12 protein-coding genes are annotated in these 17,279 nt (G+C 62.4%); 6 read left to right on the top strand and 6 right to left on the bottom strand.

Features of this window, described 5'->3' with window-relative positions:
- Window positions 1–9: 9 nt before the first annotated feature.
- Window positions 10–369 carry a VOC family protein gene (locus tag AC6H4Z_RS05975; RefSeq protein ID WP_497545827.1) on the top strand — a complete coding sequence of 120 codons (360 nt, stop codon included), beginning with the start codon at window positions 10–12 and terminating at the stop codon, window positions 367–369.
- Between the two features lie 7 nt (window positions 370–376).
- Here AC6H4Z_RS05975 and AC6H4Z_RS05970 read toward each other — a convergent pair whose 3' ends face one another.
- The 4 genes from AC6H4Z_RS05970 to AC6H4Z_RS05955 form a co-directional block, all read right to left on the bottom strand.
- Window positions 377–3,265, bottom strand: coding sequence for a bifunctional serine/threonine-protein kinase/formylglycine-generating enzyme family protein (locus AC6H4Z_RS05970; protein ID WP_497545826.1), 2,889 nt, complete (start codon window positions 3,263–3,265; stop codon window positions 377–379).
- Window positions 3,266–3,372: 107 nt separating this feature from the next.
- The gene (locus AC6H4Z_RS05965) at window positions 3,373–5,340 is read right to left on the bottom strand and encodes a CocE/NonD family hydrolase (RefSeq protein WP_497545825.1); all 1,968 of its coding nucleotides are present in this window, start codon (window positions 5,338–5,340) and stop codon (window positions 3,373–3,375) included.
- A gap of 140 nt (window positions 5,341–5,480) precedes the next feature.
- On the bottom strand, window positions 5,481–6,962 hold the full coding sequence (locus tag AC6H4Z_RS05960) for a M56 family metallopeptidase (RefSeq protein WP_497545824.1): 1,482 nt from the start codon (window positions 6,960–6,962) through the stop codon (window positions 5,481–5,483).
- Window positions 6,959–7,333 (bottom strand): BlaI/MecI/CopY family transcriptional regulator, encoded by a 375-nt coding sequence (locus AC6H4Z_RS05955; protein ID WP_497545823.1) that lies wholly within the window; start codon window positions 7,331–7,333, stop codon window positions 6,959–6,961. The genes AC6H4Z_RS05960 and AC6H4Z_RS05955 overlap by 4 nt, the downstream gene beginning before the upstream one ends.
- Window positions 7,334–7,677: 344 nt before the next feature.
- On the opposite strand from AC6H4Z_RS05955, the gene AC6H4Z_RS05950 reads away from it, so the two are divergent.
- From AC6H4Z_RS05950 to AC6H4Z_RS05935, 4 genes are all read left to right on the top strand, one after another.
- Entirely contained in the window at window positions 7,678–9,114 is a 1,437-nt protein-coding gene (locus AC6H4Z_RS05950) for a pyridoxal phosphate-dependent decarboxylase family protein (RefSeq protein WP_497545822.1), read from the top strand.
- Window positions 9,111–10,382, top strand: a complete 1,272-nt coding sequence (locus tag AC6H4Z_RS05945) for an MFS transporter (RefSeq protein WP_497545821.1) — start codon at window positions 9,111–9,113, stop codon at window positions 10,380–10,382. The genes AC6H4Z_RS05950 and AC6H4Z_RS05945 overlap by 4 nt, the downstream gene beginning before the upstream one ends.
- Before the next feature lie 100 nt (window positions 10,383–10,482).
- The gene (locus AC6H4Z_RS05940) at window positions 10,483–10,869 is read left to right on the top strand and encodes a BlaI/MecI/CopY family transcriptional regulator (protein ID WP_497545820.1); all 387 of its coding nucleotides are present in this window, start codon (window positions 10,483–10,485) and stop codon (window positions 10,867–10,869) included.
- Window positions 10,866–12,722, top strand: coding sequence for a TonB family protein (locus tag AC6H4Z_RS05935; protein WP_497545819.1), 1,857 nt, complete (start codon window positions 10,866–10,868; stop codon window positions 12,720–12,722). The genes AC6H4Z_RS05940 and AC6H4Z_RS05935 overlap by 4 nt, the downstream gene beginning before the upstream one ends.
- A gap of 326 nt (window positions 12,723–13,048) precedes the next feature.
- On the opposite strand, the gene AC6H4Z_RS05930 is transcribed toward AC6H4Z_RS05935, so the two are convergent.
- Window positions 13,049–14,692 (bottom strand): FAD-dependent oxidoreductase, encoded by a 1,644-nt coding sequence (locus tag AC6H4Z_RS05930; protein WP_497545818.1) that lies wholly within the window; start codon window positions 14,690–14,692, stop codon window positions 13,049–13,051.
- Window positions 14,693–14,720: 28 nt separating this feature from the next.
- Window positions 14,721–15,032, bottom strand: coding sequence for a UBP-type zinc finger domain-containing protein (locus AC6H4Z_RS05925; protein ID WP_497545817.1), 312 nt, complete (start codon window positions 15,030–15,032; stop codon window positions 14,721–14,723).
- A gap of 167 nt (window positions 15,033–15,199) precedes the next feature.
- On the opposite strand from AC6H4Z_RS05925, the gene AC6H4Z_RS05920 reads away from it, so the two are divergent.
- The gene (locus tag AC6H4Z_RS05920; RefSeq protein WP_497545816.1) at window positions 15,200–17,263 is read left to right on the top strand and encodes a M13 family metallopeptidase; all 2,064 of its coding nucleotides are present in this window, start codon (window positions 15,200–15,202) and stop codon (window positions 17,261–17,263) included.
- Window positions 17,264–17,279 lie beyond the last annotated feature (16 nt).

The following is a 17,279-nucleotide window of genomic DNA, read 5'->3' as shown; positions in this document are numbered from 1 at the left end:
CGAGAGACTATGAATCTCAACCACATCAACCTCAGCGTTCCCGATGTCGCCGAGTCCGCGGCGTTCTTCGAGAAATTCTTCGGGTTCGAGATACTCGAACGGAAGGGGCGTGACAGCCTCGCTGTCCTGCGCGACGATGCCGGCTTCACGCTGATCGTCTCCAATCTCGATCGGAGCACGAAGCCCGAGTATCCGAAGGACTTTCATCTCGGTTTCATCCAGGCAGAGCGAGCGCCCGTCGAGGCAATGCACGACCGACTCACGGCAGCCGGATTCACCATTGACCCGCCGCGAGTCATGCATGGCAGTTGGGGATTCTACTTCAGCGCGCCCGGCGAAATCCTGATCGAAGTCTCCTGCCCGATCTAGCGCGTCTTCAGTTCACTCGACCCAGATACTTGTCGAGCCACTCCAGCGTTGCTTTCATCATCGCGGGGCGCTGCGCGTTCACGCCGTGAGGCGCGTCGAGAACGACGTGCTTTTTGTCGGCGGCGGGAGTGCCGAGCGTGTTGAACAACGGAAGCTGGGCCCGTTCGAATGAGAAGGTGAAGTCGTACCGACCGTTCACCATCAGCACGGGAAGCTTGAGTCGCGGCGCAAAGTCCGCTTGATCGCCGCCTTTCGGCGGCGAGAAGAGAAAGTATCCGCCGTCGAAGAACACCGCAGTCTTGAGTCGCTGCTGCTCTAGCGCGGTGTAGATCACGCCTTCTGCGGCACCCATGCTCACACCGAGATACGCAATACGACTGGTGTCGATGTCAGTTCGTGTCGCGAGATAGTCGAGCGAACGGCCGAGATCCTTCGAGCGCTGAGTTGCCAGGGCGAGATCGTGCGCAGTACCCGGGAGTTGGAACTTCACGCGGCGCTCGTAGGTGTCCTGAAAAACCGGATAGAGCACCGCGCGACCGCTCTGCACGATGTAGTCGAAGAACGACTTATCGCCCAGCGTTTGACTCGACTGAATTCCGAGCACGGCTGCACTCGGAAAAAAGACGACCGTCTGATACGGCGGGCGGACTTTCTTTGGAATGAAGAGATAGGCCGACATTCGCTCGCTGTTGTACGCAGCGTCGAACGTAGCTCGCTCCACGCGCCAATCCGGCGAATCCTGCGCCGTGGACGAATCGAGCACCGTGTGCAGCGCCATCGTCTTCGGATAGTCGTACATCACCTTGTACGCGTTGAACACCTCATCCGACGCGGGGCGGAATTTTGCGAAGTCTCGATCGAGGCGCTTGATCGGTGCCGTGACCGCGACTGGCAGCGGCGAGAGATTGCGCACGCACCGGATACCATTCTCCGGTGAGCGGTCGAAGGGGAGAAGGCTGAGCGGTTCTCCGTAGAGATACGCTTGCGAGTTCCATGCTCCGCCCAAGATCAGACGCGCTTCTGGTTCAACGAGACTCTGCGTCCACTCACGCACGTTGCCCGCCATATCGAGAGTACCGAACGGACCAAGTCCATTGAACGAACCCACGCGCGCAACGCCCGAACGCGTGATATTGCTCTGCCGCACGATCGCGCGTGTGAGCGTTGGCGGCGCAGCGCGGTACCATTGCGGAAACGTCGGAAGACTCTTGCCAGCAAATACCGCGTATGCCGACGCCTCGAACCAGCTGACACCCGACACGGGATAGTCGCCCTGACCGTCGGGATAGCGACCTCCCTGCCACGTCGACGGGCCCGGACGCCCGGTGCGGTCGCGCAGCAACTGCATCGCGTCGCTCCACGCCAGCTCCCGGCCATTGTTTACAAATTTCTCTTTCCAGTATTGTTGTGATGTATATCCGCCGCGGTCGACGAATTCCTGATACTCCTTGTTGGTGACCTCGAGACGATCGATGTAGTACGTCGGTAGCTCGAACGGACCGACCCACCCAACGAAGTCGATCATGTCCATCCACGTGCCGCCGCTCACGCGCACCATTCCCTGCGGGGCCGCGAGCGCCGAGTCCAGGTCAAAGCGCATGTGGCCGCGGATCGCTGGCGCCGTGATGTACTCGCCGACGCCAGCCTTCGTCACCTTCCAGCGAAAGTATCCGTCAGGGATCATCGCGCGATCGATCGGCGTCGTCCCCACGCGATACCAGTTGGCCGACGGCTGGGCGTAATCCTGGATTTCGATCGTCGCTCCCGACGGCGACGAGACGATGGCGACAGTATCCGTCTTCTCGGCGAGCTGTCGCTTGAGGCCTGTATCCGCTGGAAGGTAGGCCACGGCCTGTTGGAGAATTCTAAATCCTTCGATGTCCTTCCCAGCGTCTGCGAGTCGCAACACCTCTGGCACCGCATCTTCGCGCGCCCAGTGACGGCGTTCCGACCGGTGGTACAGCCACGCTCCGCCGCCCGCGACGATCGCGATTACAACCAAGGCGCCAATCATTCGCGCACCCGATGCGCGCGTGCGAGGAGCCGGCGCCGGCGTAGCGGTCAGTTGCGCGAGCGCGCCCGACACATCGCGCTGCATGTCGGCGGCGGACTGATATCTGTGCGTCGGATCCTTCTCGAGCGCGCGACCGACCACCGTCTCCACCTGACCAGATATCTCCGGACGTGCGTCGCGCAGCGGTCTCGCGGCCTTGGTGGCAATCGCAGAGAAGAGCGCCATCGCGGTCGGGCCGGTGAACGGCGCACTACCCGTGAGCGATTCGTACAGCACAACCCCCAAGCTCCACAGGTCGGTGCGAGCGTCGACCTGCTCGCCAGCGATTTGCTCTGGCGACATGTACAGCGGCGTTCCGATCGGTCCCTTCGTTTGCGTGAGACCCGTCGTCGACGTCGTAGGCTCGATCAACTTCGCGATGCCGAAGTCGAGCACCTTAGCGTGGCCCTTGGGCGTAACGACCACATTCGCCGGCTTGAGGTCGCGATGCACGACCCCGTGCTCGTGCGCCTCTTCGAGCGCGGCCGCAATCTGCGACGCAACGCTCAGCGCGTCGCGCACCGGAAGCTGTCCCGACGCCAGCTTTGTCGCGAGCGATTCGCCTGGTACTAACTCCATCACGAGATAGTCGGCACCATCCTGCGCGCCGACGTCGAACACCGTGGCGATGTTGGGATGATTCAGCTTGGCGAGAGCGAGTGCCTCTCGCTGAAAGCGCCGGCGAGCGTCGTCGTCGGCCAAGAGCCCGGGCGCGAGCACCTTGATTGCCACGTCGCGACGCAACCGCGCGTCGTGTGCGCGGTAGACCATGCCCATTCCGCCGCCGCCCAGCGGGGCGAGAATCTCATACGGTCCGAGCTTCGATCCTGGAACCAGCGTCATGGTCCTCCGCGCCCCAAAACGATCACGCCACCCTCCAGCTCGAGAGGTCCGAGCTGAAGGATGGCGTGTGGTCGAACAGTCCCGTAGGACATGAGCGGTCGGTCAGCTCAGGGGACTGGCTTCTTTACCACACTGATCTTGAGCTCCGACGGATACTCCTTGGAGTGGTGCACCGTGTTGTGTGCGACCAAGCCAACCGTCTCGTCGAAGTTGTTGCCGCCCGTGTTCAAGTTGCGATCGAAGCGCGGGAAGTTCGAGCTCGACACTTCGATACGGATGCGGTGACCCGCCGGGAAGTAGTTGCTCGTCGTCATCGGCTGCAGCGCGACTTTGTAGACCTTGCCCGGCTCCATCATTTTCGCCGGCTTGTCGTATCCGTCGCGATACCGCACGCGCTGAATCGTTTCGTCGAGGTTGTACGCTTTGCCGTCAGGGTAGACGTCGATCACCTTCACGGTTACGTCGGTGTCTTTTCGATCCGACGAGAGATACACCGTGAACTCCATCGGTCCGCTCAGTTCGATCGCCTCCTTGAGCGGCTCGGTCGAATACACCAGAACGTCGGGACGCGCTTCCATCTCGCGCTGATCGAGCGATCCGCCGCTCAGTGCATTCGCCTGACAGCACACGTTTCCGCCGTGCGACATCAACGGCTTCATCGGATCGTAGACGAAGTTGTCTGGCTTGTCCGCGGCGGGCGCCTGGAGGCTGAGCACACCGTCGCCATTGAGCGTGTTCGCGTTGCCGCCGCTGCCGAGGTAGTAGGTGAGCGTCTGCGCGCCGCGCGGCGGCCAGCTGTCGCTCGACTGCCACTTGTTCATGCCCATCGTGTAGTAGCGGACCTTCGGCATCGTGTCGAGCAGCTTGCTGGTCTTGTCGCCCTTGAGGAAGATGTCGAACCAGCCGTACGTCAGCGCCGCGTAGTCGTAGCGTGCGTCGCCCATGCTGCGTTCGCCGACGATCGTGTTCTCGGTGGCGCGCGTGTACGAGCAGTGAAGCGTTGGTGCAATGACGGCGTACTGCTTGTTCGCGACGTCGGGCGAAGCCGTTTTGCGAACGTGATTGTACGTCGCGAGGTTCGGGCCGACGGACACGTCGTACCACGACATGAACCACAGCCCCGGAACGTTGATCTTCATGCCGTCGTTGAACAGACCGCCCTTGTACCACGCCGCGCTATTCGGCGTACGCTGAATCATCGCACCACCCGTGGCGATACCAGGCATCGAATCGGCGAAGATGCCCTTCGGCCCGTCGACCGCCTTCATCATGTCCTTCAACGGTAGGTGCCAGAAATTCTTGGCCCAATCGACCGGCGGCGAATGCTCCGCAAGATCGAACGACTTTGCGGCGCGAATGAGATCTTGCTGCGTCGCATTCTTCGGCAGCATCGGGCGCACCTGATTCTGTTCGCCCATCAGCCAGTCGATGAACAGCATCTGCACGGCGCCGCCGCGATACCAGTTACCCTGCTCGTAGTACGGGCCAACACGACCAACACCGGCACCAAAGCCCTGCGGAATGATCGTGCCCAGTCCCTTCGGCGACTGCGCAGCGACCGCCATCTGCCACTCTGCCGTCGACGAGCATCCGATCAGACCGACTTTGCCGTTCGACCACGGGCGGTTGCTGATCCAGTTGATTTCTTCGACGCCGTCGGAGAGCGGCGGGCCGAGGATGTCGTAGTTGCCTTCGGAGAAGAAGTGTCCGCGCTCGTTGGCACCGACCCACGCGTAACCGCGCTTCACGGCGTCGAGCTGCTGTGACATGTCAGCGGGAGCGCCAAGCGCGACGTCCCAGAAGTTCATGTTGTATGGCGTGCGCACGAAGATCGCCGGCACCTTTCCCGTCGCGTTCTTCGGACGGTAGATGTCGAATGGAATGCGCGTGCCGTCAGCCATCGCGACCATGACCTTTCGGTCGACGACGGCGATTGCTTGGAGTTCTTTCTCGAGCGAGTCGCGTCGGTTGACGAGCACCGTATCGCGGCCGCCGCGGCCCTGTGCGGGCAATGCGGTCGACGCCGAGAGAATGGCGGCCAGCGCGAAGAGCGCACGGCGAGTGAACGTGGTCATGCGGGCTCCTGGGGGACAATTAAGGCGGTTAATCCAAGCTAACCGCTCGTCACGCTACCCCGCGAGGGTACCGGGATGCCCCCAAAAAACACGGCGCGCCGGGGGACCGGCGCGCCGCTCTCCCTGCCCAGCAAAGTGAGCTACTTCGATCCCTTCTTGGTCTTGATGACGATGACGCCGTTTGCGGCGTCTGGATCATTCACATATGCCGCCGCCGCGGCGCCCTTGAGCACTTCGACCGACTCGATGGCTTTGGGGTCGAGTGCCAGCGTCTTGATCGTCGCAGCCGGCATCTTCACGCCGTCGACGTATAGCAGCGGCGCTTTTTCCCCGAGCTTTTCCAGCGAGACCGCTGACGAGTCACGACGACGGATGACGTGCTCCTTCTCTTTCAATGCGGTCGTGCGCACGCTATCAACGCCGAGTGACGACGAGCCCGCTTTGGTCCGAATGCTGATCACACCCTGGCCATCGCTCTTCTTTACCTCGATGCTCGCAATGTCGGCCGGAGCAATCGCGTTCGCCTTCGCCGCTGGGGCGCGAACGCCGTCGACGAGATAGACGGTCCCGGAGTCTCCCTGCTTGCTGAGCAGCGCCATCTTCGTCGCCGTTCGCTCAGCCGCGGCCGCGTCCATTTTGTCGATGTCTGCGGTCGTCGGCATCTTCGCCTCACATGCGGCCAACACCGCAACGAGGGCCAGCGAACCAAAAACCCCACCGCGCACCAGCGCGAACTTCGGACGTGTTGCGTTCATTGCCAGGATCCTCTGATGAAGGTGAGACGAATCATCCGCGAGCGCCGGTGCGCCCAAACGAAAGCCAGAATTGTTCTCGGCGACATCGATCAACAACGCGCCATATGAATGCGGAGCAGCACCGGCCCGAAGCACGCGTGCATCGCAATCCAGTTCGACGGCCAAGCGCAGCCGCGAGAGCATGTACCACACGGCGGGATTCCACGGCATGAGGGCGGCGACGACACACGCCGCACCGAGCAGCAGCGTGTCACGAGCGCGCACGTGCTCAGCTTCGTGTGCAACGACGAGCCGCTGTTCGTGCGCCGCGCGACGGAGGAGCCAGTGCGGTACGACGATCTCCGGCCGGGCAACGCCGATCACGACGGGACCAATGTTCGGTGCGACACGGACACGCACGCCCTGGACGTCAGTGAGTGGCCACCCCCGACGCGCCCGACGAAAGCGCAGCTGCACGAGCGCGAAGAGCAGCACCAGCGTCGCGGTGACGATTGACCACGAGCCCAACGCATATGCCGTCGTGCGTTGCGGTAATTTTTGTTCGACCACACGCGCCACGAAACCGATCCGCGCGTTGAATGCTTGACGCACGGCTTCGACGCGTGACTGAATCACATCCGTCCAGCTGGAAGCGACGATGGCAGGTGCAGTGGGCACCTCGCGCACCTTCGCCATGATTTGCATCGGTGCCTGCTGCTTTGCGACGCGGTAGGGCGCGATGGCGGTGAGCGCGACGAGCAGGAGCAACGCACCGGTCCATATCCACCGGACCGGGTAGCCAATGCTTCGTCCGATCGATTCAACCGCGCGCGCACCGAGCACGACGAACGTGCTCACGACGATCGTGTACAGCATCCAGGCGATCATGGCTTTTCTCCCAGTCGCTTGGCGAGCAGCTGTCGCATCTGCTCGAGCTCTTTGCGTCCGAGTTTTTTGTCGGACACCATTTGCGCGAACATCCGCTCAGCCGATCCATGGAAGATCGCGTCGCGAATTCGGGCTAATGCGCTGCCTCCCGCGCGTTCCGCTTCGACGGTCGCGAAGTAGCGATACGCACGACCTTCGGCCTCGTGTCGCACGTAGCCCTTTTCCTCGAGCGTTTGTAGCGCCGAGAGCACCGACGTGTACGCCAGGTCTTCTTCGAGCGCGTCACGCACTTCGGTGACGCTGGCGGATCCAAGCCGCCAGAGGACGCTCATGACCGCGAGTTCGCGCGGCGGGAAATAGATCTCGTTCATCAGGCACCCGTTCTACTGGTCTTCCAGTAGTGTGTGGCCGGGGGCTGGATTTGTCAACTGCTTTTTCCGTAGTCGAGCGATTTGGGTCGCCTGGCAGTCCCGGCGGGGGCCAGAGTTAGCAACTGCAATGACTTGGACACGAATCACAACAATCGAAACGAATCCAACCGAGGAGCCGACGCAGCCGAACCGCCTGGCAACAGCTCGAAGTGCCACGACTCAACCAACCCTTGATTGGTTCGATTCGATGCTATTCGTCCAATGCCTGTCCATGCAGTACAGTGCGCAACCAGTGAGGCCCGGTCGCCATGTTCTCGCAACCAACGGCCGAGTACGTTCTCCGCATGCCTCACCAGCCCTCGAATCTCGACCTCGACCGCAACACAATGCTCCGCCACGGCACCCGCGTAGCGGAACTCGTTGCGGAGCACATCGCCACTCTCCGCGAACAGCCGGCGCAGCGCTCGCTCAGCCGCGCAGACGCGACGCAACTCATCGCGTCGCCGCCGCCGGAGAAAGGCAGCGACTTCGAGCAGATCTTGAGTACGCTCCAAGAACGCGTGTTCCCATATCACGCGCGCGAGCCGCATCCGCATTTCATGGGATACATCCCCAGCTCGCCCACCTTCCCCGCCGTGCTAGGAGATTGGCTCGCATCGGGATTCAACTTCTTCGCTGGCGTGTGGTCGGTCGCGTCGGGGCCAAACGAGATCGAGCTCGTCGTACTCGACTGGTTTCGGCAATGGCTCGGCATGCCCGCCGGCACGAGTGGCCTGCTGACATCGGGTGGATCCACCGCGACGCTCACTGCCGTCGTCGCGGCGCGCCACGCGGCCGATCCGTCGGGCGATCTCGTGTCACAGCTCACGCTCTACACATCCGAGCAGGCGCATTCGTCGGTACAGCGCGCTGCATGGATCGCGGGAATTCCGCGCACGAACGTCCGCGCGATCGAGACCGACGACGATTTTCGCATGCGCGTCGACGCGCTCAATGACGCCATTGCCGCCGATCGCTCGGCGGGACTCGTTCCCTTCCTCGTTGCTGCGAGTGCCGGAACCACGAACACCGGCGCAGTCGATCCGCTCGGTCTCGTCGCCGACGTATGCGAGCGCGAAAAGCTGTGGATGCACGTCGATGCGGCGTATGCCGGCTTCGCCGCACTCACGCCGCGTGGCGCGACGACGCTCTCTGGCATCGAACGCGCCGACTCGGTGACGCTCGATCCGCACAAATGGTTGTTCGTGCCGTTCGAGTGCGGCTGTCTGCTCGCTCGCGATCCACGCAAGCTCGAAGAAGCGTTCAGCGTTCATCCTGAGTATCTCACCGACGTTCGCGCGCGAGAACACGAAGTGAACTTCGCGGACCTCGGTGAACAGCTCACTCGCTCGTCACATGCGCTCAAAGTCTGGCTATCCGTCCAGTACTTCGGCGTCGACGCCATACGCGAGGCGATCGCCCGCGGCGTTCGACGCGCCGAGTATGCTGAAGAGATCGTGCGAGCGCGGTCGGATTTCGAAGTCCTGTCGCCCGCGCAATTCGGCGTCGTCTGCTTTCGTGCACGGCCGTCGGCACTCGACGAGCCGGCGATCGATGCATTGAACGAGCGCATCAACACACGCGTCAATGCCACGGGACGCTTTCTGATCTCGTCGACCAAGCTTCGCGGAAAGTTCTCGCTGCGTCTCTGTACGCAGGTGCATCGCATGACCGAGGGCGACATCGACGAAGTCATGTCCGCCATCTTCGAAGCGCTCGACGTGGAGTCTGGCCGAGCGTGACCAAGCGGAACCTGCTGCTCTCGAGCTCGATCGGCACAATTATCGAATGGTACGACTTCTTTGTGTTCGCGTCGGCAGCCGCCTTGGTCTTCGATCGCGCGTTCTTTCCGCGCGCCGATCCACTCACCGGCGTGCTGCTCTCGCTGATGACGTACGCGGTCGGATTCATCACCCGTCCGCTCGGCGGCATCGTCTTCGGCGTACTCGGCGATCGGTACGGGCGTAAGCGCGCACTCGTCTGGAGTCTCGTGCTCATGGGAATGGCGACGGTCGCCGTCGGTCTCATTCCCAGCTATGCAACAATTGGTGTCGCGGCGCCCATACTGCTCGTCGCGTTGCGACTCACGCAGGGACTCGCGGTCGGCGGTGAAGTCGGCGGCGCATTGCTGCTCGTTGCCGAGAGTCTGCCGGCCGAGAGACGAGGGGTCTGGACTGCGTGGCCAATGATCGGCGGCGCGGCGGGCAATCTGCTCGCTGCCGGCGCGCTTGGGTTGCTCGGCGCCTCGCTGGGTGACGTTGCATTCCTTGCCTGGGGTTGGCGATTGGCGTTCATCGCTTCGGGATTGTTGATCGGCGTTGGCGTTTGGATGCGCACTCGCGTCGAGGAATCGCCGCTATATCGCGCCTACGCCGAACGACGCGGACGAACGCCACACACGACGATCGCAGCGACGGTCGCGGCGCACTGGCAATCGGTGTTCACTGTGTTGCTCGTGAAAGCTGGCGAGAACGCGCTGTTCTATGTCTTCAGCACATTTCTCGTCGTGTATGTCACACGAATGCTGCAGAAGCCACGACAGCTCGCGTTGACCGCGATCGCAGTGGCTTCGGTCGTCGAGATAGTCACGATCTTCGCGACGGGCGCGCTTTCGGATCGTGTTGGGCGGCGCGTCGTCACCGCAGCGGGTTTGATCGGCGCAGCGATATGGGCGTTCGCGCTCTTTCCGCTCGCGTCGCGTAGCGTGCCGGCGCTGATGTTCGCCGCGGCCGTGGGCGGCTTATGCCATGGAACGATCGTCGGTGGAATGTCGGCGTTCTTCGTCGAACTCTTTCCGACGTCGGCGCGATACACCGGCTTCTCGCTGGGCTATCAACTCGCAACCGTGATCTCGGGCGCAGTCGCACCGCTGATCGGAGTCGCGCTGCTCAACGTGTACGGTTCGACGATACCGGTATCGCTGTACGCAGCGGCGATGACCGGGCCGGCGCTCGTGTGCATCGGCATCTCGCGCGAGACGCGCGGCGAGGATCTGGCGCGAGTCGACTAGAGCCCTACGCAGAGCGTCCTCGACTGCGCCGACTAAAATACTAGTTGACACGGTTGCCCAAGGACAATACAATCGACTAGACATCTAGTCGGAGATTCCCTTGCGCATCGCGTTTACCGATCGAGAGCTCGACGTCATGGCCGTGCTGTGGGCACGCGGCTCGGGGACAGTGGCCGAGGTGCGTGAGGCGCTGGCCGACGATTTTGCGCGGACGACCGTGCTTACCGTCCTTCGCACGCTTGCCGAGAAGGGGTACGTCAAACCTGTCGTCGAAGGCAAAGCGCACCGGTACGTTCCCACCGTCGAACCGGACGTCGCCGGCAAGAGCGCACTGTCGCGAATTCTCGACACGATGTTCGCCGGATCGCACGAACTGCTGCTCGCACAGCTCGTGAGCGACCGACACATCGATCAGAAGAAACTCCGTCATCTTCGCGCAATTCTCGACGCGCGGCTGGCCGTCGACGACGGGAGGGACGAGCCATGACCGTCTGGATTCTCTGGTCCATCTTCGCTTCCGCACTCATCGCTGCGGCGGCATCGGCGATCGACCGAATCGCTGGCTACATCGGCGCGCCGCGACGCTTCATCTGGATCGGGGCAATGCTCGCGTCGGCCCTGGCGAGTGTCGCAATCGCGCTGCGTCCGGAGCCGAGCAATCACCTGACGGGCCGTGTTGGAACACCTGTCATCGCGCCGGCAACAACTCCGCTGAGCGTCGCGGCGCCCACGCGAGCGAATACGTTCGCTGAACATCCGTCGCGTCTAGTCAGCGCGCCGATCACCGCGCGGCAGATCAACGGACTGCTCGACAGGTCGATCGCGCCGAGTTGGCTCGTGGTATCGCTCGGATGGTTGGCGTTCGTTGTGTTCGCGGTTTTACGCCAACGACGGCTCCGCGCCGGCTGGCGAGAGGTGGACCTCGAGGCAGTTCGCGTATTGGTCGCGCGCGACGCCGGCCCGGCTGTCATTGGTGTACTGCAGCCGCGTATCGTGATTCCGCAGTGGGCGGTCGACGCGGATCGATCGACGCGGAATCTACTCCTCCGACACGAGCTCGAGCACGTGCGTGCCGGCGACACGCGCGTTCTGTTCGGCGCGGTGCTACTGCAAATGGCCTTTCCGTGGAACGCCGCGATCGTCTGGATGTCACGACGCCTTCGCTTGGCGATCGAGATCGATTGCGACGCACGTGTCATTCGCACCGTGAAGAGCGCGCATTCGTACGGACTCATGCTGCTCACTGCCGGCGAGCGCCACACGGCCGGACTTCCGATGTCGGCGTTCCTCTCTGAACGCCCGACGAATCTCGAGGCGAGGATCAACGCCATGACTACCGCGCGTCACCGTCGGCCTATCGTTGCATCGCTTCCCTTCGCTGTGATCGCGCTCGTCGTTCTCACGACGGCCGCATGGATGCCGCGGCCGGAACCGCTTCCGCGATCGCACGCGGTCGCCCTCGCGACACCGCTACGACGCGTCGTGCTCGCCCCTGTTTCGAGTTCGGCATACACCGCGGGCAAGCACACGACGCCGCTCGCTCAAGTGGTCACGAAAGTTCTGGCGCCGACGCCCATCACTCCGCCGACCGCGCAACCGGTGGCGACGAGCAATCCGCGGCCAGTACCGGGGAATCCGACACCGAGGTATCCGGATTCTCTCAAGACCGCTGGCGTCGAGGGTACGGTGACGTTGAAATTCTCGACCAATGCGAACGGACTCGTCGAAATGTCGACAATTCAGATTCTCTCGTCATCGCATGCGCTGTTCGACAGTTCCGTGCGCTCCGCGCTTTCGTCGTGGCGCTTCGATTCGCCGGGATTGGTCCGCATGGCCTGTCGGTTCATGGCCGCAGAGACCAGCCAGCGAGAAATGGCTAACGGCAACTCGCCGACCTTCACCGTTGAGGGCGTCGACGTTCTGCCAGTCGTGATCGTCGCCGCGATGGAGCCGATCCGCGTTCCACCGCGCCAGCCGCAGGAGTCGCAAGCATCGTCGCCGGCAAAGCGCGCTTTCGATGTCTGGCTACAGGCATTCAACAGCACTGACACTACGGCGCTCCGCAAATACGTTCAGGATCACCTGGCGCCCAAGCTGCGCGACGGCATGCTGCGAATCCGAGATGAAACTGGCGGCTACGATCTCCTTGCCTTTGGCGAGATTCAGGAAATGAATCTCGACTTCGCCGCGCGTGAGCGGCGAACCGGCGAAGTGGTCGGCGGCTACTTCGCAGTCGCGGATGGCGACACCACGCATGTGGGAATGCTCCGCGCGTTCTATGCGCAAGGCCGCTCGTTCGCCGAGGCTGCGCGTCGCGCTCGCGAGTATCCGCATCCTTAGCGATTCAGCGAGTCATCCGCGAAATTCGTCAAATCCGCGAATCCGTGTGCTTTTTGTGTTCGTCATCGTGGCCAGGTCAGGTTTCGATGACGGGAGTAACTGCAGCACGGATTAACGGATTGGACGAATCCCAAGACTCAAGTCGGAAACTGGGACAAGACGTACACGGCTTATACACGAATACTACGAATCAAAACGAATCGAACCATGTGCATCCACGGCGTGACGCCGCCGGAGCTGCACACGGTTGGATTGGTCGTTTATTCGGGTCATTCGTGTCCAGAGCCGTTTCCATCCCGGCCGATGGAGCCCGTCGCAGCAGTCAATCAGCTCAGATGCGAATGCACCAGACTCACGGCCATCGCACCTTCGCCGACGGCTGACGCAACGCGCTTCATCGATCCGCTGCGCACGTCGCCCGCCGCGAAGATGCCAGGCAGACTCGTCTCGAGGTGCATCGGTCTTCGATTGACGTCGCTCCACAAATTCGCATCGAGCTTGTCGCCGGGAATCTCTGGGCCCGTGAGCACGAAGCCATTCTTGTCGAGTGCAACACAACCACTCAGCCACGCCGTGTGTGCGGCCGCGCCGATGAACAGGAAAATCGCGCCGGCGGCGACGGTGCGCTTCGTTCCGTCGCCATATGTGAGTTCCGCAGCGCTGAGATGACCGTTGCCATCGAGCGCGCTCACTTGGCAGTTGAGATGGATCTCCACCTTCGGCATTGTCTCGACGCGATCAACGAGATAGCGCGACATGCTCGCGCCGAGGTCGGAGCCGCGCACGACGAGGTGCACCTTCTTGGCGAAGCGCGTGAGAAACGCGACTGCCTGCCCCGCCGAGTTACCGCCACCGACGACGACGACTTCATCGTCGCGACAGAGGCGGGCCTCCATCTCCGTAGCCGCGTAGTACACGCCTGCCGACTCGAAGCGATCGAAGCCCGGAATGTCGAGGCGGCGATACTGCACACCGCTCGCGACGAGCACGCAGCGTGAGCGGAGTTCGGTGCCGTCATCGAGTGCAACGATGCGATGCGCACCATCGAGCATCAGGCCCGTGACCTTGCCCGGTACGGTAACGCGCGCGCCGAAACGCTGCGCCTGCACGAGCGCATTGCCCGTCAGATCCGCGCCCGACACACCGGTAGGAAAGCCGAGGTAGTTCTCGATGCGTGCACTCGTTCCCGCTTGGCCGCCGGGAGCGAGACCGTCGAGCGTGATCGTGCGCAGGCCTTCGCTCGCCGCATACACCGACGCCGCGAGCCCCGCTGGTCCCGCGCCAACGACCACGAGGTCGAACATTTCTCCCGGCTCGACGTGCGCCTCGAGTCCAATCGCGTGCGCCAGCGTGGCATTCGATGGATTCGTGAGAAACTTGCCGCCGCGACACATCACCACCGGTGTTGCCGACGCGGGAATGCCGAATTGCGTGAGCAGCGCTTCCGCGTGCTCGTCGCGCTCGAGATCGATCCAGGTGAATGGAATCGCATTGCGCGTCGAGAAGTCGCGCAAGCGATGCGCGTCTTGCGAGAAGCGCGAACCGATGATGCGAATGCCTTCGAAACCCGTTCTTAGGAGCAGCGTACGACGCATGAGAAATGCCTTGAGGCACGTCTCGCCGAGGTCGGGCAATCCCTGTACGGCATGACGCAGATCGCGCGCGCCGATTTGCAAAACGCGCCCATTCTCACGGGCCCGCGCAGTGACGATCGCGGCGCGACCGGTGAGCATGTCGACATCACCCGTGAACTGCCCGACGCCATGCACAACGACCACGCGCTCGACGTCTGACGAGTGCTCGACGATCTCGATCGATCCTTCGAGCACGACGAAGAAGCAGAAGTCCCGGTCGCCTTCGGCGAAGAGCACCTCGCCCGCTACGATGTCGCGTTCATGTCCGGCGGGACGGAGTGAATCAATGTCGCGCGCCGATAGGGTGGGAAACGCGATTTCTAGTTCTGTCGCCATCTGAGCTCGAAGGAGCGAGGAAGGAACGTCAAGGGTGATGCGTGGTCTTCAGTCCGAAGGTATCCATCGGCTCGAAGAACATCTGGTCGATGTAACACCAACCCCACTCTTCACCGGGTTCGAAACTTCGCATCATCGCGTGCTTCGTGTCGTGAAAATGTCGCGTCGCGTGTCGGTTTGCGGAGTTGTCGCAGCAGCCAACGTGACCGCACTCGAGGCAAAGACGGAGATGCACCCATTTGCTGCCGGACGCCAGGCATTCCTCGCAGCCGGTCGGAGTCTTCGGTTCGATCGCCTTGATCTGCGAGAAATGCGAGCAACGCGCGGATGACGGGGACATTGAGCCTGGCGAAATGGGTGGCGGTTTTCCCGAACTGAGTACACAAGTCTACCCACGCGCCCGAGCCGCTGCCTCCATCGAGGGATTCTTGTTTGCGCGTGGCGAGCCGGAGCGACAGGTTTTCTTGGATTGGATCCGAAGTCGCGTCTTCAACTCGTGAGTTTGCTATGCTTTCTCGCTTCATTTCGCGCCTGCCTCTGCCGGCGCTGATCGGCCTGCTGGCGGCGTCCGCGGCCGCGGCGCAAAAGGCCAAACCGCTCGATCGCGCCAATCTCGATACAACCTGCGCCGCCTGTACCGACTTCTATCAGTTTGCGAACGGCAACTGGCTGAAGCGCAACAAGATCCCGCCCGACAAAACCAACCTCGGCAGCTTTGGGATGCTCGGCGACAAGAACCAGGAGGTCGTGCAAAAGATCGTCATCGACGACGCCAACCTGGTAAGCGACGGCGAGGCGAAGGCCGGAAGCAACGACTGGAAGATCGGCACGTTTTACATGGCGTGCATGGACACCACGGCCATGGAAGCGGCTGGCTTCAAGCCCATCAAGCCGACCCTCGATGCGATCGCCGCGATCAAGACGACCGACGACGTCGTGAAGACGTTCGGCGCGCGTGGTGCTGGCGGCGGCGGTCGCGGTGGTGGTGGCGGACTCGCCCCCTTTTCACTCGGACCGCAGACCGATCCCAAGAACGCGCTCATGGTCATCGTCTCGGCCAATCAGGGCGGCCTCACGCTCAACCGCGAAGACTACCTCGGCACGAACGATCGCGCGCAGAAGCGTCGCGCCGACTTCACCGAGCACATGGCGCGTACGTTCGCGCTGATTGGTGAGAGCAGCACACAGGCGTCGGCTGACGCGGACGCCGTGCTCAAGCTCGAGACCGCGATCGCGAACATCACGATCCCGCCGGCCGACATGCGCGATCCAGTGGCGACGTATCACAAGATGACGCTGGCCGAGTTTGGTAAGACCACGCCGCACATCAACTGGCCGAGGTATGTGCAGCAGCAGGGCGGCAAGAACGTGACGGATGTGAACGTTCGCGCGCCAGCGTTCTTTACATCGCTCGACGGGCTGATCGCGTCGACGCCAGTCGACGATTGGAAAGCGTATCTCCGCTGGCACGCAACAAGTGGCGCGATGGGCTCGTTGAGCTCGGCGTTTCGCAAAGAAGCATTTCGCTGGCAGCAGATCACGAGCGGCGTGCAGCAGCAGGAGTCGCGACTCAAGCAATGCGCGAGCGCAACGAATGCCGCATTAGGCGAAGCCGTCGGCCAGGATTGGGTGAAGCGCAACTTCTCTCCTGAGGCCAAAGCTCGCGCGTCGAAGATGGTCGACAACCTCGTCTCGGCGCTACGCGATCGAATCAAGGGTCTCGAGTGGATGAGCGCGCCGACGAAAGTGCAGGCCGTCGCGAAACTCGACGCGTTCCTTCGCAAAGTCGCGTATCCCGACAAGTGGCGCGACTACTCGACGCTCGCGATCAAATCGGGTTCGTACTATGAGAATCAGCGCGTCGTTGGCGAGTGGAATTCCGCGCGCAGTTGGTCGCGTGTGGGCAAGGCACCGGATCGTACCGAGTGGGGCATGACGCCGCCAACGGTGAACGCGTCGTACAGTTCGTCACTGAATCAGATTCAGTTCCCCGCCGGCATTCTGCAGCCGCCGTTCTTCGACCCGAATGCCGACGATGCAGTGAACTACGGTGCGATCGGCGCGGTGATCGGCCACGAAATGACGCACGGCTTCGACGACTCAGGCCGTCAGTTCGACGGTAAGGGCAACCTTCGCGACTGGTGGACGCCGGAAGACGCCGCGAAGTACAAGGCCGCGGCGCAGCTCGTCGTCGATCAGTTCAACGGCTTCACGGTGGTCGACAGCGCGTCGCACGTGAATGGACGGCTGACGCTCGGCGAAAACATTGCCGACCTTGGCGGACTGACCGTCGCCTACTTCGCGATGGAGAAAGCGCTCGGCAACAAGCCGCGCACGAAGATCGATGGCTTCACGCCGGAGCAACGCTTCTTTCTCGCGTGGGCGCAGATTTGGCGCGGCCTCTCGCGGCCCGAAACAGAATTGCAGAACCTGAAGACCAATCCGCATGCGCCCGGCAAATGGCGCGTCGACGGACCGCTCGCGAACATGCCGGAGTTCAAAGCAGCCTGGGGATGCAAGGACAGTGATGCGATGGTTCGACCGGAGGCTCTGAGAGCGAGGATTTGGTAGTAAGTCGCTGAGTTCT

Source organism: Leucogemmata humicola, from assembly GCF_055379415.1.
This window is presented reverse-complemented; position numbering and strand designations above follow the sequence as displayed.

What these genes read in the sequence shown, in the direction of transcription:
- AC6H4Z_RS05975 (WP_497545827.1), top strand. Translation starts at nt 10, where the DNA reads ATGAATCTCAACCACATCAACCTCAGCGTTCCCGATGTCGCCGAGTCC.
- AC6H4Z_RS05970 (WP_497545826.1), bottom strand. Translation starts at nt 3,265, where the DNA reads ATGACGCTGGTTCCAGGATCGAAGCTCGGACCGTATGAGATTCTCGCC.
- AC6H4Z_RS05965 (WP_497545825.1), bottom strand. Translation starts at nt 5,340, where the DNA reads ATGACCACGTTCACTCGCCGTGCGCTCTTCGCGCTGGCCGCCATTCTC.
- AC6H4Z_RS05960 (WP_497545824.1), bottom strand. Translation starts at nt 6,962, where the DNA reads ATGATCGCCTGGATGCTGTACACGATCGTCGTGAGCACGTTCGTCGTG.
- AC6H4Z_RS05955 (WP_497545823.1), bottom strand. Translation starts at nt 7,333, where the DNA reads ATGAACGAGATCTATTTCCCGCCGCGCGAACTCGCGGTCATGAGCGTC.
- AC6H4Z_RS05950 (WP_497545822.1), top strand. Translation starts at nt 7,678, where the DNA reads ATGCCTCACCAGCCCTCGAATCTCGACCTCGACCGCAACACAATGCTC.
- AC6H4Z_RS05935 (WP_497545819.1), top strand. Translation starts at nt 10,866, where the DNA reads ATGACCGTCTGGATTCTCTGGTCCATCTTCGCTTCCGCACTCATCGCT.
- AC6H4Z_RS05930 (WP_497545818.1), bottom strand. Translation starts at nt 14,692, where the DNA reads ATGGCGACAGAACTAGAAATCGCGTTTCCCACCCTATCGGCGCGCGAC.
- AC6H4Z_RS05925 (WP_497545817.1), bottom strand. Translation starts at nt 15,032, where the DNA reads ATGTCCCCGTCATCCGCGCGTTGCTCGCATTTCTCGCAGATCAAGGCG.
- AC6H4Z_RS05920 (WP_497545816.1), top strand. Translation starts at nt 15,200, where the DNA reads ATGCTTTCTCGCTTCATTTCGCGCCTGCCTCTGCCGGCGCTGATCGGC.